Genomic DNA, 25,949 nt, shown 5'->3' with positions numbered 1-25,949 from the left:
CAAACCCTGTAGGCGCTGGCTTGCCAGCGATGCGGCCATCAAGCGCGCGCACTCTCCACAGTCTGCCCCTGTACTTCTTCCCTGCGCACAAACCGGTTCGCCCGCGCAAACGTCCCAAAATCATTAAACCGCACGCCCATCTCGCGCATCACCTTGTGCGCCACCGGCACGGTCAACTGGCGGATGTAAAACGGTTCCTTCACCACAAAGTGATGGATGCCATGGCTGCTGCCGAAGTTGAAGCAGAACGCCTGCAACGGCCACAACCACCATGCGTTCAGCACTTGGCATTGCTGCATCACATTGCCCGGCTCGATGTCGCCGTAATAGTGCATGTTCGAGCTGACGAAGTGCAGGCAGAACGTGCGCAACACGTTCGGGCCGATGATCACCACCGCCGCGATATCGATCACCTGCATCACTGACAACGTGGTCGCCGACCATTCGATTGGCGTGCCCATCAGATGCGTGATGCCGTTCGCGGCGTGGAAACCGAGAAACACGTACCACGCGCCCCAATGCACCAGCGCCAGCGGCGCGTAGACCTTCAGCGTGCGGTAAATGATGCTGTACTTTTGCGCCCATGTTTTTGCGCGAAGCATGCGGATGAACGACGACATCATGTTGTCACCGACCATCAACAAACGGGCGACTCCCCAAGGCTCGCCGTTGGTGATCGCCCGCTCTTCCATGTCGGTTTCCGTACCGGAAACCTTGTGGTGATTGAGGTGCAGATGGCGGCGAATCCACGGGTTGATCGTGCTCGGTCGCGCCAGCCATACCAACCCCATCATCAGGTTGTGCGGCACCTTCTGTTTGCGGAAGTACATGCTGTGAATCAGGTCGTGCTCCAGCTCATGGGTCAACGACGCGAAAAAAGCGTTGAGCAACAGGCACGCCCACCAGGCCATGTGCCCGGTGATGTAGAGCGCCGCCGAACCGATCATGCCGGTCAGCGCCAAGGCCAGAATGCCCGCACCGAGGGCATCCTGATGTTTGAGAATCGGGTAACGCTCACGCAGCTCAACCCCTCTGGCCAGCACCACTTGGCGAATATGTGCTGATCGCTGAGCTGCATTCAGTCGCTGGGGACTTGCAGAAGTACCGTCCATGCTTCCATCCTCTGGTTATTGATGGTTGCATCCTGCCTTGCGAAGCCTCGCAACGCGGTAGCCGAGAACGCCAACCTGTTGACTGGAAGCGCCAATCAGCATGACTGAACCGACCTCCCTCGCCAGCTGGACCCGCGCCTTGCGCAAGCAACTCGACGCCCTGGGCCTCGACAGCACCAGCCTGTGCCAGCAAGCGGGGCTCGACCCGCAGTTGATGGACGACCCGAACGCCCGTTACCCGTTGTCGGGCACCACGCGCCTGTGGGAATTGGCGGTGCAGGTCAGCGGTGATCCGGCGATTGGTTTGCGTGTTTCCCGTTTTGTCAGCCCCACCACGTTTCATGCGCTGGGTTATGCGCTGGTGGCCAGCGGCAGCCTGCGAGAAGTGTTCGAGCGGATCGTGCGTTATCACCAGGTGGTCAGCGATGCTTTGGAGTTGGAGCTGAGCCGGGCCGAGGATCGCTACCACTTTCGCCTGAAGATGCCGATCGGTAATCCACCGCCGGCCTTCGAAGCCATCGATGCGTTCATGGCGATTTACGTGCGCACCTGCCGCAATCGCCTCGGCCGCGACTATGCGCCACTGGCGACGTACCTGCGCCGCCCGGAGCCTGCGGATGCACAGCAATGGCATAAAGTCTTTCGCTCGCCTGTGCACTTCGGCGCCGATGAGGACCGACTGGAGTTCGCCCTCACCGACTTCGACAGCCACCTCGACGACGCCAACCCGGAACTGGCCGAGCACAACGAAACCGTGCTCAGGCGTACCCTCGCGCAACTCAAACCGTTGACGTGGGAACGCAAAGTCCGCGATGCCATTGAAGAACAACTGCCCGAAGGCGAACCCAGCGCCGAACACATCGCCCAGACGTTGCACCTGAGCCTGCGCAGCCTGCAACGGCACCTGGCCGACGAAGGCTGCCGGTTCGACACCCTGCTCAACGAAAGCCGCGAAAACCTCGCGCTGCTGCACCTGCGTGACCTGCAGGTGTCACTGAGCGAGATCAGTTACTTGCTCGGATTTGCCGACACCAGCAGCTTCAGCCGCGCCTTCAAGCGCTGGACGGGAATGACGCCGGGGCAGTTTCGGGATGGGTTGCGGTGATCAGCCTTTGACCAGGCTGCTTGTCATACCCTCGTTCCACTGCTCCAGCATTGCCTCTCCAACCTTGGAAAAGGCACTGCTTGTTTTTATGTATTGGCCCATCTCGCCCATCGCCACTGCCATCCCATGCATGACCTGTTGCAGCAATTCATTGCAACGCCCCTCGGTCAAATTGCAGGCGGAACGGCCAAACCGCATCAGCATCTTGTACTTCGGCCACGCCTTCGATCCGCCCAATAGAAGCGCCATGCTATCGGCCTTGATGTAGACCGACGTAGTGATGATGTCGTAGGCAGGTGCCAGGCTGATTGCCGCATCGACACCGCAATCTTCGTACAAAACACCGAAGTTCTTCAGGTGCGCGTCGCCATTCTTCAGACCCGATGAAAGCGCGACGATTTTGAAAAACGACTCCAATGCCTGATTGAGCAAAGGAGGAGAAACAAAGGCCTTGATCTGCTTGGCCGCACCTTCGTATGAACCATCGTATTTGGCTTTTGATGGCCACGCATTGAGCACGCAAAAGTCCTCGAACCCCAGGTAACCTTTTTCATTCAGGTCGAAGCGTTCAACGATCAAAAACTTGCCATGCTCACTGAGTTCAAACTTCGGCACTTCAAGACCCGAATGCAACGCCGCCCGCATGCAGAAGTATTCATTGGCAGCGAGCTCCGGGTATTGCTCAGGACGAAAGGCCTTGACCAAATGCGTGGCCCCCCGATGGGACAGCCGATCGATGGTTGACGCGCTGTCACGTACCAGTACCTTCGGCTGCACTCCGGAAACCCCCGAATACTGGCCATAGGTCTGCAAGAGGTCTTCGAACAGACCTTGCGCACCATCATGCACAAGAAGGTCCGCCAGGCTGGTTTCAGGTGGCTGGTCACCCGGACCCTGGGCTTTTGAAATGCCGACCCTTCCGAGCTGGTGCGGGCCGACGATGGCAAGCATCGAAAAATCGTCAAACCCTCGGACGGCCTTGCTGAAGCGACGAGTCAATTCATCACGCAGGGCGCCTTCAGGCAGATTCATTTCAAAAACCGGTGGAACGCCCGATTCCCACGCGTAACTCTCCAGCCGCACCGGCATGGTCAACGAGACGGCGTCTTGCTCTGACGCGTTTTCGGCGTAAGCAAACACGGTATCAACAGGAAGCTGACCGCGACCAAGGATTCCCACTGCACTGTTGGAAACACTGATCGCCAGTCGATCCTTTTCCTGCGGCTCATCCATGGAAATCCACCTTTTTCAGGGTGTCCAGCGTCGGCCGCTTCGACTGTCGCGGCACAGCCGTCAGCTCATAACCGAGACCATTGAGGATCGCCTCGACCTTGCGCAGGCCAATTTCGGGGAGGGTGTTGTTTTCGATGCCGGAGATCGTTGCCCGGCTCATTCCGTATTGCTGTGCCAATGCCTGCTGGGAGAGTTTTCTCTCCTTGCGTAACGTTCGGATCAGCTTGCCAAGGTTTTCCATTTCACCACCATGCATCGTATACAGTGCATATTTTATAAAAAAGACAATTATGCATTGTATTTAGTGCAGATCATGATTGAAGTCCAGCTACATTTTCTGACGCGTTATCAGGCATCAAACCATCGCCAACACCCGCAACCGCCCGGCATCAAGGATTTCAATTTCGCCGTAACTCAGCCCGATGATCCCCTGGCCCTGCAAATCCTTGAGGATCTGGTTGGTGGTCTGGCGCGACAGCGACAACATGGCGGCAAGCTGTTCCTGCGGCAGTTGCAGGATGCGACGCGGTTCGTCGATTTCGCCGCCGTAGCCTGCGGCGATCATCAGCAAGCGGTGCGCCAGCCGGGTCGGGGCTGGCATCAGGCTCAGTTGTTCGAGGTTGATGAATGTCAGGCGCAGCTTATGGCTCATCAGCAGCGCCAGTGGCCGCCAGTGCAGCGGCTGTTGGTCGAGCAAGGCCAGCAGGACGTTTTGCGGGATGTGCAACAAGGTGCATTGGCCCACGCCAAATGCGTCGTGGGTCCGTGGCTGACCATCGAACAAACCGATTTCACCGAACCAGTGCGGCGCTTCCACCAGGCTCAGCAGCGCCTCTTTGCCTTGCTCGTTCACGGCGCCGATGCGTACCGCCCCCTCCAGCACCGCATACAGGCCGCAGGGTGGATCGCCGCGTTTGAACAGCCGCTGGCCCGGCGTCAGGCGTCGTACCTTGGTGGCCGACAGCAGACTATCCTGTAGGGAAACAGGCAATTGACTGAACCACTGACCGCGCATCAGGCGTGGACGCCAGTCCTGCATATCCATGAAAACTCCTAGAGATTGTCGCCTGGCTGACAGAGCGCAACGTGGCGCCGGGGCATGATCTCATCACCCTACAGGAGAACAACAATGAAAAGCCTCGTCGACCACCTCAGTCAATACGCCGCGTACCACCGCGACCCGCGCAACATTGCCACGCACTTCATTGGTATTCCCCTGATCGTGGTGGCCGTCGCGGTGTTGCTGTCCCGGCCGGAATGGTCGCTGGGTGGCGTGTGGATTTCGCCCGCGGTGCTGGTGGCGCTGGCGTCGGCGTGGTTTTACCTGCGGCTGGAGTTGCGCCTGGGCGTGCTGATGACAGTGTTGCTCGGGTTGTCCGTGTGGACCGGCCATGTGCTTGCACAGCAAAGCACGCTGGTGTGGCTGAGCAGCGGTGTGGCGATGTTTGTGATTGGCTGGGCGATTCAGTTTGTCGGCCATCATTACGAAGGACGCAAACCGGCGTTCGTCGATGACGTGACGGGGTTGATTGTCGGGCCGTTGTTTGTGGTGGCCGAACTGGCGTTCATGCTGGGGATGCGGCATGAGCTGAAAGAGCAGATCGAGGCGCGGGCAGGGGGTGTTCGGGTCAGTCGCAAAAATGCGGCGGCCTGAACGGATCTGTAGGAGCCGGCTTGCCGGCGATAGCGGTGCATCTAACACACCGCGTTGTCATTGATCGCTGGCAAGCCAGCTCCTACAGGGTTTCCTTCGACCAGAGTCAGATGTTGGCAACCTTCTGCCAGACCTTCGGCTTGAAGAACAACGTCTCGCCCTTCGCCAACCCCACCAGACTGTCGTGATCCTTGACCACTTCGGCTTCGATCAGATCGCTTTGACCTTCGACCTTCAACGTCACCCGCGTCGTCGCCCCCAGCGGTCGAATATCACGCACTTCAGCGGCGTGGTGATCTTCCAGCTCATGCCGCGACAGCGACACTTCATGCGGACGGAACAACACGTGATCGTCACCACCCAGATGCAGGCGATTGGAGTCGCCGAGGAAGTGATAGACGAAATCGCTGGCCGGGTTTTCGTAGACGTCGCCCGGTGAGCCGATCTGCTCGATCACGCCCTTGTTCATCACCACGATGCGGTCGGCCACTTCCATGGCTTCTTCCTGGTCGTGGGTCACGAACACCGAGGTCAGGTTGATGTCTTCGTGCAGGCGCGCCAACCAGCGGCGCAGCTCTTTACGGACCTTGGCGTCGAGGGCGCCAAAAGGTTCGTCGAGCAACAGCACTTTAGGCTCAACCGCCAGCGCTCGGGCCAGGGCAATGCGCTGACGCTGACCACCGGAGAGCTGTTCCGGGTAGCGATCCGACAACCAGTCCAGCTGCACCATGTTCAACAGTTCGTGCACTTTGGTGGCGATCTGGCTTTCGCTCGGGCGCTGGTTTTTCGGTTTCATGCGCAGGCCGAACGCGACGTTGTCGAACACCGTCATGTGGCGGAACAGGGCGTAGTGCTGGAACACGAAACCGACGTTGCGATCACGCACGTCGTGGCCGGAGACGTCTTCACCGTGGAACACGATGTTGCCCTGATCCGGGGTTTCCAGGCCGGCGATGATCCGCAACAGCGTGGTCTTGCCGCAACCGGACGGGCCGAGCAACGCGACGAGTTCGCCGCTCTGGATGTCCAGGCTGATGTTGTCCAGCGCCTTGAACGCGTTGAAATTCTTGCTGACGTTACGCACTTCGATCGACATGAATTATTCCTCCGCGGCGCTGGCGCGCAGGCGGTTAATACGGTTTTCGCTCCACTGCTTGAGCAGCAGGATGAAGAGCGCCAGGATCAGCAACAGGCTCGCCACGGCGAACGCGGCCACGTGGTTGTATTCGTTGTAGAGGATCTCGACGTGCAGCGGCAAGGTGTTGGTCACCCCGCGAATGTGCCCGGACACCACCGACACCGCACCGAATTCACCCATGGCCCGCGCGGTACACAGCACCACGCCATAGATCAGACCCCATTTGATGTTGGGTACGGTGACGTGCCAGAACATCTGCCAACCGTTGGCGCCGAGCAGGCGCGCGGCCTCCTCTTCCTGGGTGCCTTGTTCCTGCATCAGCGGGATCAGTTCACGGGCCACGAACGGCACGGTGACGAAAATCGTCGCCAGCACAATGCCCGGCAGGGCGAAGACGATCTGGATGTCGTGATCCTGCAACCAAGGCCCGAACAAACCCTGGGCGCCGAACATCAGCACATAGACCAGACCCGCGATCACCGGCGATACCGAGAACGGCAGATCGATCAGCGTCACCAGCATGCTCTTGCCGCGGAACGAGTACTTGCTCACGCACCACGCGGCGCTGACACCGAACACCAGGTTCAGCGGCACCGAGATCAGTACGGCAATCACCGTGAGTTTCAGTGCCGACAACGCATCCGGTTCAAAGATCGCGGAAAAGAACGCACCGAGGCCGAGCTTCAGGCCCTGGGACACCACGATGAACAGCGGCAGCAACAGGAACAGCGCAAAAATCAGCCAGCCAAGACCGATCAGGACTCGCCGCGACGTTGCACTGCCACGACGGGCAGCGTTCGAGGACGCGGCAGCAATAGACGATTGGGACATGGGTGCCGCCTCCTTATGGGGTTTCGATGCGTCGCTGCAGCAAGTTGATCAGCAGCAGCAGAATGAAAGAAACCACCAGCATCAGTACACCAATGGAGGTAGCGCCGGTGTAATCGTACTGGTCGAGCTTGACCATGATCAGCAGCGGCAGGATCTCGGTTTTCATCGGCATGTTGCCGGCGATGAAAATCACCGAACCGTACTCGCCGACCCCGCGGGCAAAGGCCAGGGCGAACCCTGTCAGCCACGCCGGAAGCAGTGCCGGAACCAGAATATGGCGGAATACCTGCAACGGTTTGGCACCGAGGCACGCGGCCGCTTCTTCCACTTCACGGGGAATATCGGCCAATACTGGCTGTACGGTACGTACTACGAATGGAAGTGTCACAAAAGTGAGGGCAAGGGTGATGCCCAAGGGGGCATAGGCAATCTTGAAACCCAAATCCGCTGCGAATTGACCGACCAGACCGGTAGGTGTGTACAGCGCGGTCAGTGCGATACCCGCGACGGCAGTGGGCAATGCGAACGGCAAGTCGATCATTGCATCGATCACTTTTCGTCCAGGGAAGGTATAGCGCACTAATACCCAGGCCAGGAGCGTGCCGATGATGCCGTTGATGATCGCGGCACACAGGGCGGTGCCGAAGCTGAGCTTCAACGCCGCCAGCACTCTGGGCGCCGAGATGATTGCCCAGAACTGTTCCCAGGTAAGTTGAGCGGCGTGCACGAACATCGCCGCCAGGGGTATGAGCACAATCAGGCTGAGGTACACCAAGGTGTAGCCCAGCGTCAGCCCGAAGCCGGGTATGACGGGGGAGATACGACGCGACATAAAAGTCCTTGGTTGAGAACGCAATAAGCCCCGGAGTCGTATCCGGGGCTCGTTGATGGCTATTTAAGATTACTGCGCCTGGTAGATCTGGTCGAACACACCGCCGTCGTTAAAGAATTTCGGCTGCGCGGTTTTCCACCCGCCGAAGTCCTTGTCGATGCTCACCAGCTCCAGTTTCGGGAACTGCTGGGCGTACTTGGCGGCCACATCCTTGTCACGTGGACGATAGAAGTTTTTCGCCGCGATTTCCTGGCCAGCCGGGCTGTACAGGTGCTTGAGGTATGCCTCGGCGATCTCGGTGTTGCCCTTTTTCTCCGCGTTTTTATCGACCACGGCCACTGGTGGCTCGGCGAGGATCGACAGCGAAGGCACGACGATGTCGAACTTCTCGGCGCCGCCCTCTTCTTTCAGCGCCAGGAAGGCTTCGTTTTCCCAGGCCAGCAATACATCGCCCTGACCGTTGTTGACGAAAGTGATGGTCGAACCACGCGCACCGGTGTCCAGCACAGGCACGTGCTTGAACAGGGTCTGCACGTATTCCTTGGCCTTGGCCTCGTCGCCGCCATTGGCTTTCAGGCCATAAGCCCAGGCCGCGAGGAAGTTCCAGCGAGCGCCACCGGAGGTTTTCGGGTTCGGGGTGATCACCGAGACGTCGTTCTTGACCAGATCGCCCCAGTCCTTGATGCCTTTAGGATTGCCCTTGCGCACCAGGAACACGATGGTCGAGGTGTACGGCGTGCTCGCTTGCGGCAGGCGTTTTTGCCAGTCCGCCGGCAGGGTTTTGCCGAGCTTGGCGATTTCGTCGATGTCACCGGCCAGGGCCAGGGTTACGACGTCGGCACGCAGGCCGTCGATGACCGCCCGGCCCTGCTTGCCCGAACCGCCGTGAGACTGCTGGATCTTCACCGTGTCGCCAGCATGATCCTTCTGCCAGGACTTGATGAACTCAGCGTTGTAGTCCTGATACAGCTCACGGGTCGGGTCATACGAGACGTTGAGCAGCTCGTAGTCCTTGGCAACAGCGGAGCCGGCAAAAAGGGCGCTGGCCAGGGCGGCCAAAGCGAAATGACGAATCGACGACATGGTGAAAGCTCCTGGAATTCTTGGTTTGTTGGCTTTTTTTATGGATTTCTGGAATCGCGTTGCCGGTTCAAAGATCGCAGCCTTCGGCAGCTCCTGCAGGTGATCGCGTGTTCTGCAGGAGCTGGCGCAGGCTGCGAACTTCTTCAGCCCGGCTTGTGGGCCGGCTGCTGCAGACGGAATTTTTCTTTGCGCTCGATCTGCACCACCTGGGCGTTATGCACGGTGATTTCCACGGCGCCAAAGCGCAGGTCGCGCAATGCACTCTGGATTTCACGCAGGATGGTGGTTTCGTCTTGACCGTCGACACTACGCAGGGATGCGCTCATGGGGCTGCTCCTTCAACTGAGAGGTTTGCCTGGCAGTGGCGGCACTGCTTGCGGCGTGAAGCCAATAGTAGAGAGGCGCGGATATTCTTAAAAAGACTATTTAAGAATGTTTATATAACCAAAAAACATTGTTTGACGGGACAAGGACTTGAGATGAACCGCCCACTTTCAAGCACACAAAAAACCTGTGGAAGCACACTCGCTCCCACAGGGATTTTGTAAGTCAGGCGATGATCGGCGCATGCGTCCAATTCAACTGCCCTGCCGGCACCGGCCGCCCAAACCAGTAGCCTTGCCCTAGATCGCAACTGTGCTCAAGCAGGAAAGCCGCTTGCTCAACCTGTTCGATCCCCTCGGCATGCACTTGCATGCCCATGCTCTGGGCCAGGGCGACGATCACCCGCGAAATGGCCGCGTCATCCTCGTCCCATGGCAATCCGGCCACGAAGCCCTGGTCAATTTTCAGCTTCTGCACCGGCAAACGCTTGAGTCGCAACAGTGACGAATAACCGGTGCCGAAATCATCGATGGCCAGGCGCACACCCAACTCGCGCAGGCGATGCATCTGCTCCAGCGCGACTTCCGGGTCCTCCATCACCGCGCTTTCGGTGACTTCCAGCTCCAGATACGCCGGATCCAGTCCGGTTTCATGCAGCACTTGCGCCACCTGCTGGTACAGCTCGCGGCGGGCGAACAGGCGCGACGAAACGTTGACCGCCACAAACGACAACGCCACTCCGTCCTGATGCCACTGACACATCTGCCGACACGCCTGCCCCATGACCCAGGCATCGATTTCGGCAATCAAACCAGTACGCTCGGCGACGGGAATGAATTCCGCCGGCGACACCAAACCCCGCTGCGGATGCTCCCATCGCACCAGCGCCTCGACGCCAATCAGGCGAGAAGTCTTGAGGTCGTGAACCGGCTGGTAATACACCCGCAGCTCCTGCTGGTCCAGGGCGCGACGCAGCTCGAAAGCGATTTCGACCCGCTGCTGAGCGTGGGCCGTCAGCTCTTCGGTGTACAGGGCATAGCCGTTGCGGCCGGCGCTCTTGGCCTTGAACAAGGCCGAGTCGGCGTTGCGTAACAATTGCTCGACGCTCAGCGCATCGCCGGGAAACAGACTGATGCCGATGCTGGTATTGATAAACAACTGATGGCGATCGATAACGAACGGCTTCTTGAGCCCATCGATGATTCGCTGAGCCAGCGCGGCGGCCTGAACCAGTTGCGGACAACTTTCGGCGAGCACGGCGAACTCGTCACCGCCCAGCCGCGCCAGGGTAATGCCCGGACCGAACATGGCGCTCAGGCGCTCGGCCACGGCCTTGAGCAATTGATCGCCGATGGTATGCCCGAGGCTGTCGTTGATCATTTTGAAATGATCCAGATCGATCATCAGCAGCGCACAGCCGCGCTTGTGAACCTGCGCCGACGCCAAGGCCTGTTCGGCGCGGTCGGTGAACAGCAGACGGTTTGGCAAGTCAGTCAGCGGGTCGTGGTGCGCCAGGTGCATCAGTTCGTGCTCGGATTTCTTGATTGCACTGATGTCGGAAAACACCGCCACGTAATGACTGGGGCGACCTTCGTCGTCGTGAGTCAGGCGAATCGTCTGCCATTGCGGGTAAATCTCGCCGCTCTTGCGCCGGTTCCAGATTTCCCCGCTCCACTCTCCGACGCTGTGGAGTGCGGCAAACATGGCCTGATAAAAAGTAGGGGGATGCCGCCCCGACTTGAACAGACTGGGCCTTTGACCCAGCACGTCCTTGCAGTGGTAACCGGTGATGTCGATGAATGCCCGGTTCACGTGGACGATCAAGCCTTCGAGGTTGGTGACCAACACCCCTTCGCGCGTGCAATCGAACACCGCAGCAGCCTGGCGCAGACGCTCGCGATCAGCGTTACGCTCACGCAGCTTGGCGCCGATGCCCAGACAGCGGAGCAGCCGCGCCCGGGCGATAAAGATCAAGCCGGCGCTGAGCAGCACCCAAACGTAACCGTTGATCAGTTGCCATCGCAGACGCTCGAGAGAATCATCGAAGAAATTGTTCAATAAATAGCCACTCAGCAGCAGCCAGGCAGCAGAAAACACTAGATAAAGCAGCGCTGCACGCAGAGCATCGCGATAGGTGACAGACATTAGGCGATCCATGTCCCTACAAAAAGGTTGGAATTATAGTTTAAAGACACATCCAGCCACTCTTATCTGAAAGGGCGACTGGTTTTCTCTGTGGGCTTAGTGATAATGCAACGGCTGTTTTTTCTTTATCGAGGGCCCTACAGCCTATGTGGTACGAAGGTTTTCTTGGCTTGTCGCCCTGGTCACTGGTGGCAGTCACCCTGCTGATGACCCACGTCACGATCATTGCCGTCACGGTTTATCTGCATCGTTACTCAGCCCATCGCTCCCTTGAGCTGAATGCCGGCCTGAAGCACTTTTTCCGTTTCTGGCTGTGGCTGACCACGGCGCAGAACACCCGCGAGTGGACGGCCATCCACCGCAAGCATCACGCAAAGTGCGAAACCGTCGATGACCCGCACAGCCCGGTCATCAAGGGTTTGTCCACGGTCCTGCGCAAAGGCGCCGAGTTGTACCGCGCCGAAGCGGAAAACCCCGAGACCCTGCGCATCTACGGCAAGAACTGCCCCGAAGACTGGATCGAACGCAACCTCTACAGCCGCTTTCCGCTGCTGGGCATCGCCATCATGGGCGTTATCGACCTGTTGTTGTTCGGCACCATCGGCATCACCATCTGGGCCATCCAGATGATGTGGATCCCGGTGTGGGCCGCCGGCGTGGTCAATGGCCTGGGCCATGCCGTTGGCTATCGCAACTTCGAATGCCGCGACGCCGCGACCAACCTGGTGCCGTGGGGCATCCTGATTGGCGGTGAAGAACTGCATAACAACCATCACACCTACCCTAACTCGGCAAAACTGTCGGTGAAGAAGTGGGAATTCGACCTGGGCTGGGCCTGGATTCAAGTGTTCAGCTTCCTGCGTCTGGCCAAGGTCCAGCGGGTCGCGCCGATTGCCCACCGCGTCGAAGGCAAGGGCAACCTGGACATGGACACCGCGATGGCGATCCTCAACAACCGCTTCCAGATCATGGCCCAGTACCGCAAATTGGTGATCGGCCCACTGGTCAAGCAAGAGCTGGAAAAGGTCGATCACTCGGTCCGTCACCAGTTCCGCCGGGCCAAACGCCTGCTCTCGCGTGAAACCAGCCTGCTGGATGACAAACACCATGCGCGCATTCAGAACATGCTCGAACACAGCCAGGCACTGACGGTAATTTACGAGAAACGCCTGGCCTTGCAGCAGATCTGGGTCAAGACCAGCTCAAATGGTCACGACATGCTGGCCGCCATCAAGGAATGGATTCACGAGGCAGAAGCCAGCGGGATTCAATCCCTGCGTGACTTTGCCGACCAGTTGAAAACCTACTCCCTGCGCCCTGCTGCTGTCTGAGCCAAAAAACCTGTGGGAGCGAGCCTGCTCGCTCCCACATTGGTTTGCGACCTGACTGAAACCGCCATCAGTACCGCCCGGCGGGAGCCAGCTCCCTCGCCACAACAAGCGGGAACTTCGCTTCAAATCCCCTATCTCAAAAACACTTCGCCCTCCAGGCGGGCTTCGTTGTAGCCGCTGTCGAACCTCAAGCGGCGCACGTCCTTTGAGATTTGTGTCGATGGTCAAAAACAACCTGAAAGACCCATCCCCCTCGCAATGGCCCGAGGCTGCGCAAACCCTCATGGCATTGATGCATGCCGAAGGTGAAGTCGCACGCCTGAACGAACGTGAGCAGCTGTTCAGTACGCTGATGGTGAGCGTCAACGCGGTACTTTGGGCGTTTGACTGGGAAACCCGCCAGGTGCTGTATGTCAGCCCCGCTTACGAGCGGATCGTGGGGCGCTCGGCCGATCTGCTGCTGGCCGACAGCAATCAATGGCGCGACAGCATCCACCCCGATGACCTGGACTATGCAGAACGCAGCCTGGCCGATGTTCTGGTCAGGGGCGCTGTCGAAGATCGCGAATATCGAATTGTCGCCCCCGACGGCCAGGTCCGCTGGATAAGCGACAAATGCTTCATCAATCGCCAGCCGGAACCCGGGCAACCGGTGATCATCGTCGGCATCGCCGAAGACATCACCGACAAGAAGCAGATGGAAGCCGAGCTGCATCGACTGGCGACCACCGACGACCTGACCCAAAGCAGCAACCGCCGGCACTTCTTCGAGTGCGCCCACCGAGCGTTCGAGCACGCACGGCAACAGGGCGAACCCTTGTCGTTTCTGATGCTCGACATCGATGACTTCAAAACGATCAACGACACCTACGGCCATCAGCAAGGCGACAACGTGCTGCAACGCATTGCCGAGAGTGGCCGTGCAGCCCTGCGGCGTGGCGATTTGTTCGGGCGCATTGGCGGGGAGGAGTTTGCTGCGGTGTTTCCCGGCTGCACGCCTCAGATGGCCCTGCACGTCGCCGAACGCCTGCAACGGGAGATTCAGGGATTGAGCTTCAGTCATGAGGGCCAGACATTCGGCATTACCGTGAGTCAGGGTCTGACCAGCCTCATTGCCGAGGATGAGAACGTGGAGAGCCTGTTTGCCCGTGCCGATGCCGCGATGTATCAGGCCAAGCATGAGGGCAAGAACCGGATTGTCACGGCCTGACTGTTTTTTGAAGATTCACACCTGTGGCGAGGGAGCGATCCGGTATTTTCAGAACAATCGCATTTGCTGGTTTTACGGCTGCTCCGCAACCGAACGGGGGCAAGGCCCCTCGCCACAAGGCTCGCGCCCACAAAAATTCGCGTGAAACTTACTTCTTGCGCAACCGCATCAACTCCGGCAAGCCGATCTTGAGCAACCGCGCCGTCCGGCTCTTCGCCAGCGCCTCGATGCCCTCGTGCTCGGTCAGACGCGCCAGCTGCGCCGCCATGTTCATCACCAGCGCTTCGCGCGAGTAAACCCCGCCACCGAGCTGGTAGGCCGCTGCAATCAACTCGCGCAACTCCAACGGCAGACGCCAACGGGTGCGCAGCGCCGAACCATAGGCTGCGCCGAATTTGGCCAGCGACTCGCCGACCTCCTCCAATTCATCCAGCTCACCCCCGGCCTGCTTCCATTCCTGCAAACACCGAAGCAGCGCCAGATCACCGAGACGGTGCAGCATGCCGGCGCAGTAGCAGCGCTCCTGATCCAGATCGAGCAAGCGCGCCAGGGTTCGCGCAAATTCGGCCGTGTGCAACGACAGCTCCCAGTACCGCTCGGCGTAGTCGGCCAGGCAAGGATCGCTGAGCCGTGCACTGCGCTTGAGTGCCAGCCCGAGGATCAGGTTCATGCTCTGCCCGGTGCCCAGGCGGTGCAGCGCCTGGGACAACGTCTGTACCGCCGCGCCATGATGCTGGGCCGCGCTATTGGCCGCAGCGATGAGCACAGCAGTGACCTGCGGATCGGTGCGGATTTCGTCTTCGAGCACGGTCAGATCGAGGCCGTTGGGATTGAGGCTGCGCTTGACTGCTACCTGCACGTCCGTCATCAGCGGCGCACCCTCTGCCAGCTCGCGACGACGCTCCAGAAACACCGGCAATGTCATCCCCGGTGCCAGCGCCGGCACTTCACACGACACCTCTTCGCCAGCGTCCAGCAGCAAATCCTGCAAGCGGCGGGTCAGGCTTTCCATGTTCAGGGGCTTGGTCAGATACGCCGTCGGTGCGAGCGGCAGAGCTTCACGCACACTGGCGCTGTCGTTGCGACTGCTCATCAGCATGTAGGGCAGCGGCGGGTTGCGTTTGCGCTGGCGAACACTGCGCAAGACATTCAGGCCATCGACGCCGGGCAACTCCCAGTCAGCGATCACCAGGTCGTAAGGATTAGCCGCCAGCAACTCCAGTGCGTGCTGACCGTCGGCGCACAAGTCCAGCCGCGCATCGCAGCGAACGTTCAACAGCACTTCCTTGAGCAGGTCCCGGGACCAAGGGTCAGCCTCGGCGATCAGTACGCGTGGAACGGCGGGCAAAGTGACGGCTGGCATACAACGCTCCCTGGCAATGCAGAAACCTTAGCCAATGCTGGCCCTTCGATACAGCGCTAATGCGCTGGATGCGTTTCAAGGGGCGTAAAAAACCCGCCGAAGCGGGTTTTTTGTGGATCAGGTCACACTCGGTGATCAGAGCTCGGAGAAGCACTCTTCGATGATCGCCAGACCTTTGTCCAGTTGCTCGTCCGGCGAGGTCAGCGGTACCAGGACGCGCAGAACGTTGCCGTAGGTGCCGCAGGACAGCAGGATCAGACCCTTGTCGCGAGCCTTGGCCACAACCGATGCCACAGCGGCAGCGTTTGGCTTGTGGCTGTCGCCGTTTTCGAACAGCTCGACAGCGATCATCGCACCCAGGGCGCGGACTTCACCGATTACCGGGTACTTGGCCTGGATGGCTTTCAGGCCGGTGACCAGACGCTCGCCGACAGCCTTGCAGCGGTCCAGCAGGTGTTCTTCTTCGAACACTTCCATCACGGCCAGGGCCGCGGCGCAAGCGATCGGGCTACCGGCGTAGGTGCCGCCCAGGCCGCCTGGAGCGATGGCATCCATGTATTCGGCCTTGCCGCACACACCGGCCAGCGGGAAGCCGCCAGCGATGGATTTGGCGAAGGTGGTCAGGTCGGCAGCAACGCCCATCTGTTCCATGGCGAAGAACGTACCGGTACGGCCAGCGCCCGTCTGTACTTCGTCGGCGATCAGCAGGATGCCGTGCTGGTCGCACAGTGCACGCAGACGCTTCATGAATTCTTTAGGCGCAACGTAGAAACCGCCTTCGCCCTGAACCGGCTCGATGATGATTGCAGCGATGTCACGCGGCTCTGCATCGTTCTTGAAGACGCGTTCGATGCTGGCGATCGAATCGTCGATGCTCACACCGTGCAGCTCATTCGGGTACAGGGCGCGGAACACGCCGCCTGGCATCAGGCCCATGCCGGCCGAGTAAGGCACGACTTTACCGGTCAGACCCAAGGTCATCATGGTGCGACCGTGGTAGGCGCCGGTGAACGCGATCACGCCGGCACGGCCAGTGGCGGCACGGGCGATTTTCACGGCGTTTTCTACCGCTTCGGAACCGGTGGTGACCAGCAGGGTTTTCTTCTCGAAATCACCTGGGACCTTGGCGTTGATTTTTTCGCACACTTCCACGTACGGCTCGTAGGCCAGTACCTGGAAGCAAGTGTGGGTCAGCTTGTTCAACTGCTCGGTCACGGCGGCGATGATTTTCGGGTGCACGTGGCCGGTGTTCAGCACAGCGATACCGCCAGCGAAGTCGATGAACTCGCGACCTTCAACGTCGATTACGGTCGCGTTTTTCGCGGACTCGGCGAAGATCGGGTGAATCTGGCCAACACCACGTGGAACAGCAGCGGTACGGCGGGCCATCAAAGAAGCGTTAGTCTTGCTCATAAAGTCCTCATTCGCCGCTCATCGGGCGGCGTGGTTCAAGGAAAATGCGGCGGGGAGTCAACGGTGGCAGCATGCGATGATCGACTGCTACAGCGTTCCCGGCCGCAGATAAAATTCCGTTTGAAGCGGCGCAAAGGGTCAGCGCTCTCGTGCCCTTTGCGCTTGAAGCAATGCCTTGCCGGGCTTAGATGCCCAGGCAGAGGTATTTGATTTCCAGGTAATCTTCGATGCCGTACTTGGAGCCTTCACGGCCCAGGCCCGAGGCCTTGATGCCGCCGAACGGCGCGACTTCGTTGGAGATCAGGCCGGTGTTGACGCCAACCATGCCGTATTCCAGGGCTTCAGCCACACGGAACACACGACCCAGGTCGCGAGCATAAAAGTACGAGGCCAGACCGAATTCGGTGTCGTTGGACATCGCGATCACATCGGCTTCGTCTTTGAAGCGGAACAGTGGAGCCAATGGACCGAAGGTTTCTTCCTTGGCCACGGCCGCGTTGTTCGGCACGTTGGTCAAAATGGTCGGTTCGAAGAAGTTGCCTTCCATCGGCTTGCCGCCGGACAGCACCGTGGCGCCTTTGGAGACGGCGTCAGCGATGTGCTCTTGTACCTTGGCGACCGCTTTTTCGTCGATCAGCGGGCCGGTGGTGGTGCCGTCTTCCAGACCGTTGCCGATCTTGAGTTTGGCCACAGCCACTTTCAGTTTTTCGGCGAACGCGTCGTACACCGAATCCTGAATGTACAGGCGGTTGGCGCAGACGCAGGTCTGGCCGTTGTTACGGTATTTGGAAATGATCGCGCCTTCGACGGCCTTATCCAGGTCCGCGTCGTCGAACACGATGAACGGCGCATTGCCACCCAGTTCCAGGGACACTTTTTTGATGTCCTTGGCGCATTCCGACATCAGTTGACGACCGATTTCGGTCGAACCGGTGAAGGACAGTTTGCGCACGATCGGGTTGCTGGTCAGCTCGCTGCCGATGTCGCCGGCGCTGCCGGACACCACGCTGAACACGCCAGCCGGGATGCCGGCACGCTGGGCCAGTTCAGCCAGGGCGAACGCGGAGAACGGAGTTTGCGAAGCAGGCTTGAGCACCATGGTGCAACCGGCGGCCAGGGCCGGGCCGGCTTTACGGGTGATCATTGCAGCCGGGAAGTTCCACGGGGTGATTGCAGCGGTCACGCCGATTGGCTGCTTGATCACGATCAGGCGCTTGTCTGGCTGGTGGCCCGGAATCACATCACCGTAGATGCGCTTGGCTTCTTCGGCGAACCACTCGATGAAGGAAGCGGCGTAAACGATTTCGCCCTTGGCTTCGGCCAATGGCTTGCCTTGTTCCATGGTCATCAGGCGAGCCAGGTCGTCCTGGTTCTCGATGATCAGTTCGAACCAGCGACGCAGCTTGTTCGCACGGTCCTTGGCGGTCAGTGCACGCCAGGCCGGCAGCGCTTTATCAGCGGCTTCGATTGCACGGCGGGTTTCGGCAGCGCCCATTTTCGGCACAGTGCCCAGAATTTCGCCCGTTGCCGGGTTGTTGACCTTGATCGTCTGACCATTGTCCGCATCGACCCACGCGCCATCGATGAAGGCTTGCTGGCGAAACAACTGGGTGTCTTTAAGCTGCATGTCGGCTTTCCTTAACAGCACCGTAACAATACGGAGCGAATTATGATTGTAGAAAGGCGCCTCAATAGGCTGCCGTCAGGGAAATCATTCACCGGGCTGAAGCACATAAATAGCGCACTGATTGAACTCGTGCGGTTCAGCACCCAGACAAGAGCGTTTGAAATCTCAAACGAATCCTAGGATCAAAGGGGGTAAAGGACAATAGGCTGTTCGAAAAAAAGAACGAAAACGTCGTTTTTGCCTCATTTTTCTGATCAGCGTAGCAAACGCCTATAACAGCTTCGAAAAACGCAGACGATTCAGCAGCATGGACGCCCGCAATGCATATGAGTATCATGGCGCCCGCATTGCACCAGTAGCTCAGCTGGATAGAGTACTGCCCTCCGAAGGCAGGGGTCGTGGGTTCGAATCCCGCCTGGTGCACCAACCATTAGTTTCCACATGTTCCCACATGACTGGAAACACCCCAAGAAGCCCGCCCTGTGCGGGCTTTCTTGTGTCTGTACGTTTACGAATGAACCCACACAGCATTGCGCCCCGTGTATGCCTGCTTGTATGCTCGCCAATACTTTGAAACTGGGGCATACACGCATGAAGCGTTCGGAGATTAAGCGTCGTCCGATGGCAGACACTACCCTGGCCAGCCTTGAGCCAGAGGCCAGTACCTACCGGGAGCTAGATGGCGCTGGGCTCTATCTGCGAGTGAAGCCAACCGGCCAAAAGTCCTGGGAGCTGCGCTACAAAAAAGCCGATGGCAAATGGTCCTGGCTAGGCCTTGGAGGCTATGGTAAAGGTAGCCACCAGTTGACCGGCGAACAGGCGCGCCAGAAAGCAGCAGAACTACGCGATAGCACAACGAAAGATGGCAGCATGCTCGCCACCCAGCGCGCCCAAAAGGCAGCGGAGCGCGAGGCAGCCAACAATACTTTCGAGCATCTGGCTCGCGAGTGGTACGCCAACAAGCGCAAAGGGTGGAGTGCCGGGACGGCGACCAGGGTCATAGGTGCACTGGAACTTCACGTGTTCCCAGTCTTTGGTAAGCGACCCTATCAAGGCGTTCTGCCGATGGAATGGATGGAGTTCCTGCGCGGCATGGAACAGACCGGCATTGTCGAACAGACTAGCCGGGTACGTGCTATATGCCGGGAAATTTACGACCTGGCCCGCGTCACTGGCCGCGCCACTCACAACCCGCTGGAAGGGCTGCATAAATTTCTGCTGACCAAGCCAGCCGAGAACTATGCCCATGTTTCAATCGACGAACTGCCGCCCCTGTTACGAGCCATCAGAGCGTACCCGAGCGCTACCGACATTCGTATTGGTCTGCACTTACTGTCTATGCTCGCCTGCCGGCCGTCTGAGCTGCGAGAGGCCCGGTGGTCTGAGTTCGATCTAGACACTGGCCTTTGGACGATTCCCGCTGAACGGATGAAGCGCCGTCGCGAGCATATGTTTCCCCTCCCCCGCCAAGCCGTGGAACTGCTGCGCGATCTGCACAACCTCACCGGAGCTTATTTACTGCTGTTCCCTGGCCGTAGCGACACCACCAAGCCGCGCTCCAATACCGTCTTCCTGATGGCCCTGCGCCGACTTGGCTATGAAGGTCGGCAGACCGGCCATGGGTTCAGACACATCGCCAGCACGATCCTCAATGAAAATAGCTTTGACGAAAACCACATTGAGGCTCAGCTATCGCACGTCAAAGACGGGATTGCCGGCGTTTACAACAAAGCTACCTATCTAGAACAACGACGCACCATGATGCAGTGGTATGCCGACCACCTGGATAGACTGGCTGCGGGCAATGTGGTGGAGTTCAAGCGAGCATGACGACACAAATGGACGGAACAATCTTGTCCGAGAGGGACGAACCGCATTGGTCAAGACTCCCCTTTGAAGCGGCAGTCACTGCGACAGAGAACGAAAAGCTTATATCCCAAGCACTCGTACTGACTGAGTACCGGATTTGCGAGTGCCGCCTCCGCGCTCTGCTGAACTACGTCGCAGTAGCAAAAGGGCACCACGAGGAGCGCAAGCTAAAGGCTGCAACCTTGAGAGGCAGCCGACGTGAAATGAAAGCCATGACAGCCATGGATGATGCTCATCTCTTAGACGCCTTGAGCAAATGCTCCTCCCTCACAGATCACATCTACAACGAATCCCTGAGCAGGATCACCGATAGCAACTGGGCGGCTCAGACGAGAGCTTTGCAGAACGGAAATCGGGAGCTAGCGGAATCGTTATACCGAGAGCTCCACTGGATTCCTAGTGACGATCTAGGCGGGGGAGAAACAGTTGGGCCGAGGACGATCAGGAAGGCGATAATCGAGAGTTGGGGCAGGGTTGCCGCCGAAAGGGGACGTCGAGGACCAAAGCATAAGCCACATCAGACAGACCTGGCACTCGCCTGCCTGAACATCTGGAATGACTGTCAGAAACGCGACCAATTTGGTCCTCTGCCGACTCTCGGATTGTTGCCGATAAAGAAGGTGACGATGGATAGCTTCGTTAGGGTCGATGCGGAGCTGAGCTCCAAGTGGCGCAGAGTTTTATCGCATCAAGTCGATGTCCAACTATCCCGCGTATATCAACGGATGTGGAAAGGCTATAGGCAGGAACGCAGGAAAAGAAACCGTAATGGGGCATCCACCAAGGACCCGCAAATATCTCCTCGAATAGCGTTTACCACCGCAGCGTTCACGGCAGCAGGAATCCTACTCTCCCCCAAAAGCATAGAGCGGCTATCAGGGAAGGCTAGTCGTTGAGCAAGCCCCAACTGCTGCGCTGCGTTCAGTTCGGCAGCTTGCGAGTCAACAGCGGTCTTGGAGCAAATTAACGAGGGATACACGGCTTAATCCATGTGGAAAATGGTGGGAGTCATCCATATCCACACGGACACACCCATGAGCAACGAAATCCAGAGAAAAGCCCTTATCCGCCAGTCCGCGCTCTGCGTCTGGCTCGACTTGTCCCGCTCCGGCCTGGACAAGCTGCGAAAGAAAGATCCAACGTTCCCAAAACCGATCAAGGATGGTGACTCCCGGCAAGCTGCGGCTTATTACGTTGTGGCGGAGGTGGACGCTTGGTTGTTGGCCAAGATCGAAGCGCGAGATGCCGCATGAGCGCTCCAATCATTCCATTCGACTACCAGGGCCAAGCCGTGCGGTTTAACGCTGACGGCTGGCTTAATGCAACGCAGATTGCCGAGAGGTTCGGCAAGCGGCTAGATAGATGGTTTGAGAACACCGACGCACTGGAATACATCTGCGCTTTGGATGAGTTTTTAACGGGCGAACAGTCGGAAATTCTACATACCCGGAATTCGGGGTATGTAAAAACAAGCAAGGCGCGGGCGGATCGCGGTGGCGGTACTTGGCTTCATCCCAAGCTGGCAATTACCTTTGCTCGTTGGTGCGACGCCAAGTTCTCCGTCTGGTGCGACATGCGTATCGACGGATTACTGAACACTGATCCAGCGACTCGTCAGAATTACGGACAAGCTTGCCAGTTGCTGGATGATAGAAAGAACGAGGCGAGCCAAGGGGGGAGTCTTCTGGCTAATTGGCGCTGGAGCAGGCCCGGTCTCGAACAAAGCATTGCCTACTGGAGAGAACAACTACAGCTGCCCCTTGCACTGGATGAGTCATGAAAATTAGCACTACTTGGCGTCACTGCATCACTCCCACCCAATCTCCCCCGAGTGTTGCCAAGTTCGCCCAGCGGCGGTATCGTTCGCCCGTCGCTGCAAATTCAGTGACTCGGGTTTGGTCACTCGATAAAGCAAAAGGCGCACAAGCGCCCCATAAAAACGCAGGCGCTTTTTTTGTGCCTGTCGTTTCGAGTTATGGCGGCTGTGTGTGGGAGGCGTTCGCGCCTGCCGGGTTCCTTTTGCCCCGGTTGACCAACCCGCATACAGTCCGCCTCCATTCGTTTGGTCACGAAGGTGGCGGCTCCCCAGCAAAAGGAGCTGTACCCATGCAACACATCCTCAGCCTCAATTCGTCCAAAATCCGCGCACTTGCTCACCGCCGCATGGCCTTAAGCGCCCTTCGTGCTGACTCATCCCTATCTGTCCGCCTCACCCGTTACAACGCCCACATGGCAATCGTCCGCAGCCTGGAAGCTGTCGGGGATGAGCAATGAACAAGCAATCAACTGTCACCGCCATCGCCAGTGGGCACAGCCTCAATCTGGTCCAGGAACAGGTTCCGCACGGTCAATGGAACGCATGGCTGGCGGAAAGCGTGACGGCGGCAACGCGCACGGCTCAAGCAGACATGAAGCTGACATCGAGCGAGCCAGCGGCGACCAGCGCCAGCCCTGACCCCGTAGAGGCTTAACCCACCATGAATAACCAAACCTGCAAAAAAGCGGGAACGCCGAAGGCTTGCCCTAAGAAAACAACGACGCTTTTTTACGTCACCCATCCGAAGATCGCTAAGGCATTGCTAGGCCCCTTCTTGACCGAAGCCGACGCTGAGTGCGGGCGCGTAGTCATGCGCAGCGCTGACGCCGTTGTCACGTCTGCCTTGGTCAAGTCGGTGGACGACTTCACGCAATGGCACGCAGTGAATAACGGTCAGGTCATGCGGGCCTTTGCTGGCGCTGCACGAGGTGCCGCATGACAGACACAGCAATCCTTTTTCGTGGCGCGCTCCAGTCAGTGTTTGGGCCGCTCGACTGGCTCCCCGTGCCCGATGGTGCGATTCATCGTTTCCGCGTTCCGGACGACAAGTCCGGATCACTCAATGGGTGGTACGTGCTCTATCTCGATGGCATCGCCTCGGGTGCGTTCGGCAGTTGGAAGGCTGGCGGCACCCACACCTGGAACAGCCGTGAACCTGCCGACCACCGTGAAACCGAACAGGTGCGTCAACGCATCGAGCAGGCCCGCCAGCAACGCGAGGCCGAGCAACGCCAACGCCAACTGAGCGCGGCAACCCTTGCTCAACGCTGGTGGCGTGACGCACGACGCGCCGACCCTGGCCACGCCTATTTGATCACCAAGAGCGTTCGCCCCCACGGCCTGCGCCAGCGCAATGACGAGTTGCTGGTGCCGCTGTATGCCGATGGCATGCTGGTCAACCTGCAACGCATCGCTCCGGACGGCAGCAAGCGTTTCATGGCTGGTGGCCGTGTAAAGGGCTGCTATTCGGCGCTGGGCCAGGTCGCCGTCGGCCGTCCGCTGTGTATCTGCGAAGGCTGGGCCACGGGGGCCACGCTTCACCAGGATGGCAGCTACACCGTGGCGGCTGCCATGAACGCCGGCAACCTCAAGCCGACCGCGCTGGCGCTGCGTGCTCGCTACCCGAATCTGGAAATCATCCTTACCGGCGATGACGACCGAATGACCGAGGGCAACCCCGGACGCACCGCCGCCAATGCCGCCGCCGCAGCCTGTGGCGGCTTGGTGACATTCCCCGAGTGGCCCGCCGATGCGCCCGCCCACCTATCCGACTACAACGACCTCGCCACCTGGAGACGCGCCCATGGGTACGCCTGAAAACAACGTGATCAACTTGCGCCCCGAAGCGCCCATGGTCGAGCCTGAGCGCCCATGCTGGGGCGTTTACGATCACTGGGTGACGAATGAGAAAGGCCGCAGATTGCGCCCCGGCGTGTACTGGCACGGCTTCAAACGCAGCGCCGCCGACGATGATGCCGACGACGACAAGACAGACCGCCCGATCACTGACGAATGGATCTCCACCCCCGTGACCGTCGCCGCTCGCACCACCAATAGCGATGACGGCAGCGAGGGGCGTTTCCTGCGCCTAGTCACGGAGAGCGGCACCAAGGAATGGATTATTCCCATGGAGGTGTTCGGCGGCAGCGGGGAAGACGCCAGGCGCCAGCTGTTCGGTATGGGCGTGATTATCGCCCTCAAGAAGCGCGGCCAGTTCATGGAGTATTTGCTTGAGCAGCGGCCCGCCGAGGTGTTCGCCACCACCTGCCGACCGGGCTGGCATGAGTCGGGGGCATTCGTGTTGCCAGGGCGCACCCTTGGCAGCGACAAGGTGCGGTATCAGGCCAGCGGCAAGGGACAGAACCTGTTCAGCCTGCGCGGCGACCTGGAGCACTGGAAAGCCGAGGTCGCGGCCAAGTGCGAGGGCAATCCGATACTGACGCTGGCGATTGGCTGCGCCCTCGCTGGCCCGCTGCTGAGTCTGGTCGGCGTGCTGGGCGGTGGTGTGCATCTGGTGGGCGACAGCTCCAGCGGCAAGTCACTTGCGCAACTAATCGGTTCCTCGGTATGGGGCGACCCCGGCATCTTTGCTGCGTCGTGGGACATGACCAAGGGCGGTTTGGAAATCGAGGCATCAGGCCGCAATGACACCATGCTGCCTCTGGATGAAATCAAACGCGCCGACCCCAAGCGTGTACAGGAGATGGCGTACTCGCTCGCCAACGGCCAGGGCAAAGGCACCATGACCCGCGAGCGGGAAGGTCGGGCCAAGCTGTCGTGGCGTCTGCTGGCGCTGTCGAGTGGCGAACGCTCCCTGTCTGAACACGCGGCCATCGGCGGTAATGCAGCCCATGCTGGCGCTGAGCTGCGCATGGTGGACGTGAACGCCGGTACTCGCACCCACCGGGCCTTCGATGAATTGCACGGCCTTGCGGGAGCGGACTTCCACCGCCTGCTGACCGTTGCTGTCGGCGCCCACCACGGGCATCTCGGGCCAGCGTTCGTGGAGAAGCTGCTCGCCAGTGATGACCGCCCCGGCCTGCTGGAAGACTTCGCCGGTATCCGCGCCAGCTTCATCGAGGACAACGCCCAGGCTGGACGTGTGGCCGACCGCTTCGCCGTCATCGCATTAGCGGGGGAAATGGCCATCGCCTATGACCTGTTGCCCTGGACGCCGGGGAGTGCCCTAGCCGACTGCCAGTTGCTGTATGGCGAATGGCTGAGCCGCGTCGGCAGTGGCAATGCCGAAGACCGCCAGATCCTGGCCGGCATCCTGGACTTTATCGACAAGCACGGTAGTAGCCGCTTTTCCGACGTGGACGCGCCCGAGGTAGACGCCAAGGTGTTCAACCGCGCCGGCTACTGGGAAGTGGTGGCCGGTAAGCGCCTCTACCTGTTCAACAAGTCGGCGCTGACCGAAGCAGCACATGGGCACGGGCTGACGCGAGTAGTGAAGGCGCTAGAAGGCGCTGGCGCTATCGCCAAGCACGATACCGACCGAGACAGCCGCAAAACCAAGAAATACCGCCTGCCCGCTGGTGGGTCTGCCCGCCTGTATGCCATCGACCAAGAAGCCATGGATGGCGAAGGGGTCAGCCCATGAACACCACCCAGCGTCATTGCCCGGATTCACAGGAACCTATTTTCGTGGGGAACAGGGGGAACGGGGGAACGGCCAGTAAAACCGTGGCCTATAGCCGTTCCCCCTTATTGAAGTGTTGGGGAACAGGGGGAACACAAACATGTTTTTAAATATAAGAGTCTGTGTATTTTCTGACATTTGGTTATCACTGTTCCCCCAAAAAAACGGTGGGGTACAGGTTCCCCCTCTGGAGGCCCCGGAAACACTGGGTGTTCCCCCC

Annotated in this window: 25 protein-coding genes and 1 tRNA gene; 13 read left to right on the top strand and 13 right to left on the bottom strand. The window is 59.2% G+C overall.

Annotation, left to right across the window (positions count from 1 at the left end; translation table 11 throughout):
- Positions 1-38: 38 nt before the first annotated feature.
- Positions 39-1,112 (bottom strand): fatty acid desaturase, encoded by a 1,074-nt coding sequence (locus tag CKW15_RS04490; protein WP_095151711.1) that lies wholly within the window; start codon positions 1,110-1,112, stop codon positions 39-41.
- Between the two features lie 100 nt (positions 1,113-1,212).
- Between CKW15_RS04490 and CKW15_RS04485 the strand changes: the two genes are divergently transcribed.
- On the top strand, positions 1,213-2,217 hold the full coding sequence (locus CKW15_RS04485; protein ID WP_095151710.1) for an AraC family transcriptional regulator: 1,005 nt from the start codon (positions 1,213-1,215) through the stop codon (positions 2,215-2,217).
- On the opposite strand, the gene CKW15_RS04480 is transcribed toward CKW15_RS04485, so the two are convergent.
- From CKW15_RS04480 to CKW15_RS04470, 3 genes are all read right to left on the bottom strand, one after another.
- Positions 2,218-3,450, bottom strand: a complete 1,233-nt coding sequence (locus tag CKW15_RS04480) for a type II toxin-antitoxin system HipA family toxin (protein WP_095151709.1) — start codon at positions 3,448-3,450, stop codon at positions 2,218-2,220.
- Positions 3,443-3,691, bottom strand: coding sequence for a helix-turn-helix domain-containing protein (locus tag CKW15_RS04475; protein WP_095060602.1), 249 nt, complete (start codon positions 3,689-3,691; stop codon positions 3,443-3,445). The genes CKW15_RS04480 and CKW15_RS04475 overlap by 8 nt, the downstream gene beginning before the upstream one ends.
- A gap of 114 nt (positions 3,692-3,805) precedes the next feature.
- Positions 3,806-4,495, bottom strand: a complete 690-nt coding sequence (locus tag CKW15_RS04470; RefSeq protein ID WP_095151708.1) for a Crp/Fnr family transcriptional regulator — start codon at positions 4,493-4,495, stop codon at positions 3,806-3,808.
- 84 nt (positions 4,496-4,579) lie between these two features.
- Between CKW15_RS04470 and CKW15_RS04465 the strand changes: the two genes are divergently transcribed.
- Complete coding sequence (locus CKW15_RS04465; protein ID WP_095060587.1) at positions 4,580-5,104, top strand: DUF962 domain-containing protein; 525 nt, start codon at positions 4,580-4,582, stop codon at positions 5,102-5,104.
- A gap of 106 nt (positions 5,105-5,210) precedes the next feature.
- On the opposite strand, the gene CKW15_RS04460 is transcribed toward CKW15_RS04465, so the two are convergent.
- The 6 genes from CKW15_RS04460 to dibA form a co-directional block, all read right to left on the bottom strand.
- The gene (locus CKW15_RS04460; protein ID WP_095060585.1) at positions 5,211-6,200 is read right to left on the bottom strand and encodes a sulfate/molybdate ABC transporter ATP-binding protein; all 990 of its coding nucleotides are present in this window, start codon (positions 6,198-6,200) and stop codon (positions 5,211-5,213) included.
- A 3-nt stretch (positions 6,201-6,203) separates the two neighbouring features.
- Positions 6,204-7,073, bottom strand: a complete 870-nt coding sequence (gene cysW, locus CKW15_RS04455) for a sulfate ABC transporter permease subunit CysW (protein WP_095060583.1) — start codon at positions 7,071-7,073, stop codon at positions 6,204-6,206.
- A 13-nt stretch (positions 7,074-7,086) separates the two neighbouring features.
- Entirely contained in the window at positions 7,087-7,905 is an 819-nt protein-coding gene (gene cysT / locus CKW15_RS04450; protein ID WP_095060581.1) for a sulfate ABC transporter permease subunit CysT, read from the bottom strand.
- Between the two features lie 69 nt (positions 7,906-7,974).
- Complete coding sequence (locus CKW15_RS04445; RefSeq protein ID WP_095060579.1) at positions 7,975-8,988, bottom strand: sulfate ABC transporter substrate-binding protein; 1,014 nt, start codon at positions 8,986-8,988, stop codon at positions 7,975-7,977.
- A 143-nt stretch (positions 8,989-9,131) separates the two neighbouring features.
- On the bottom strand, positions 9,132-9,314 hold the full coding sequence (gene oscA, locus CKW15_RS04440) for a sulfur starvation response protein OscA (RefSeq protein ID WP_095060577.1): 183 nt from the start codon (positions 9,312-9,314) through the stop codon (positions 9,132-9,134).
- Positions 9,315-9,537: 223 nt separating this feature from the next.
- Positions 9,538-11,457, bottom strand: coding sequence for a phosphodiesterase DibA (gene dibA / locus CKW15_RS04435; RefSeq protein ID WP_095151707.1), 1,920 nt, complete (start codon positions 11,455-11,457; stop codon positions 9,538-9,540).
- Between the two features lie 146 nt (positions 11,458-11,603).
- Between dibA and desA the strand changes: the two genes are divergently transcribed.
- Positions 11,604-12,788, top strand: a complete 1,185-nt coding sequence (desA, locus tag CKW15_RS04430; protein WP_095060573.1) for a delta-9 fatty acid desaturase DesA — start codon at positions 11,604-11,606, stop codon at positions 12,786-12,788.
- Between the two features lie 220 nt (positions 12,789-13,008).
- On the top strand, positions 13,009-13,998 hold the full coding sequence (locus CKW15_RS04425; RefSeq protein WP_095151706.1) for a sensor domain-containing diguanylate cyclase: 990 nt from the start codon (positions 13,009-13,011) through the stop codon (positions 13,996-13,998).
- Positions 13,999-14,146: 148 nt separating this feature from the next.
- On the opposite strand, the gene CKW15_RS04420 is transcribed toward CKW15_RS04425, so the two are convergent.
- From CKW15_RS04420 to gabD, 3 genes are all read right to left on the bottom strand, one after another.
- Positions 14,147-15,361 (bottom strand): response regulator, encoded by a 1,215-nt coding sequence (locus CKW15_RS04420; protein WP_095060569.1) that lies wholly within the window; start codon positions 15,359-15,361, stop codon positions 14,147-14,149.
- Positions 15,362-15,496: 135 nt separating this feature from the next.
- Positions 15,497-16,774 (bottom strand): 4-aminobutyrate--2-oxoglutarate transaminase, encoded by a 1,278-nt coding sequence (gabT, locus tag CKW15_RS04415; RefSeq protein WP_095060567.1) that lies wholly within the window; start codon positions 16,772-16,774, stop codon positions 15,497-15,499.
- Positions 16,775-16,958: 184 nt separating this feature from the next.
- Positions 16,959-18,401, bottom strand: coding sequence for an NADP-dependent succinate-semialdehyde dehydrogenase (gene gabD / locus CKW15_RS04410; RefSeq protein ID WP_095060565.1), 1,443 nt, complete (start codon positions 18,399-18,401; stop codon positions 16,959-16,961).
- 349 nt (positions 18,402-18,750) lie between these two features.
- Here gabD and CKW15_RS04405 point away from each other — a divergent pair.
- From CKW15_RS04405 to CKW15_RS04365, 9 genes are all read left to right on the top strand, one after another.
- Positions 18,751-18,827, top strand: a tRNA-Arg gene (locus CKW15_RS04405).
- Positions 18,828-18,992: 165 nt separating this feature from the next.
- Positions 18,993-20,231: a tyrosine-type recombinase/integrase gene (locus tag CKW15_RS04400; protein WP_060544071.1), complete on the top strand. Its 1,239-nt coding sequence runs from the start codon at positions 18,993-18,995 to the stop codon at positions 20,229-20,231.
- Between the two features lie 1,073 nt (positions 20,232-21,304).
- A complete protein-coding gene (locus tag CKW15_RS04390) occupies positions 21,305-21,523 on the top strand; it encodes an AlpA family transcriptional regulator (protein WP_060544070.1) in 219 nt (72 codons plus the stop codon).
- Positions 21,520-22,050 (top strand): KilA-N domain-containing protein, encoded by a 531-nt coding sequence (locus CKW15_RS04385; protein ID WP_060543931.1) that lies wholly within the window; start codon positions 21,520-21,522, stop codon positions 22,048-22,050. Before CKW15_RS04390 ends, CKW15_RS04385 begins: the two co-directional genes overlap by 4 nt.
- A gap of 326 nt (positions 22,051-22,376) precedes the next feature.
- Positions 22,377-22,544 carry a hypothetical protein gene (locus CKW15_RS28340; RefSeq protein WP_156465554.1) on the top strand — a complete coding sequence of 56 codons (168 nt, stop codon included), beginning with the start codon at positions 22,377-22,379 and terminating at the stop codon, positions 22,542-22,544.
- Complete coding sequence (locus tag CKW15_RS04380) at positions 22,541-22,741, top strand: DUF3102 domain-containing protein (protein ID WP_060543930.1); 201 nt, start codon at positions 22,541-22,543, stop codon at positions 22,739-22,741. Before CKW15_RS28340 ends, CKW15_RS04380 begins: the two co-directional genes overlap by 4 nt.
- Before the next feature lie 6 nt (positions 22,742-22,747).
- Complete coding sequence (locus tag CKW15_RS04375; RefSeq protein WP_060543929.1) at positions 22,748-23,026, top strand: hypothetical protein; 279 nt, start codon at positions 22,748-22,750, stop codon at positions 23,024-23,026.
- A complete protein-coding gene (locus CKW15_RS04370; RefSeq protein WP_095151705.1) occupies positions 23,023-23,904 on the top strand; it encodes a toprim domain-containing protein in 882 nt (293 codons plus the stop codon). The genes CKW15_RS04375 and CKW15_RS04370 overlap by 4 nt, the downstream gene beginning before the upstream one ends.
- Complete coding sequence (locus CKW15_RS04365) at positions 23,891-25,690, top strand: DUF927 domain-containing protein (RefSeq protein WP_060543927.1); 1,800 nt, start codon at positions 23,891-23,893, stop codon at positions 25,688-25,690. Before CKW15_RS04370 ends, CKW15_RS04365 begins: the two co-directional genes overlap by 14 nt.
- Positions 25,691-25,949 lie beyond the last annotated feature (259 nt).

It is taken from the genome of Pseudomonas sp. Irchel s3b5 (assembly GCF_900187435.1).
GTDB lineage: Bacteria > Pseudomonadota > Gammaproteobacteria > Pseudomonadales > Pseudomonadaceae > Aquipseudomonas.
This window is presented reverse-complemented; position numbering and strand designations above follow the sequence as displayed.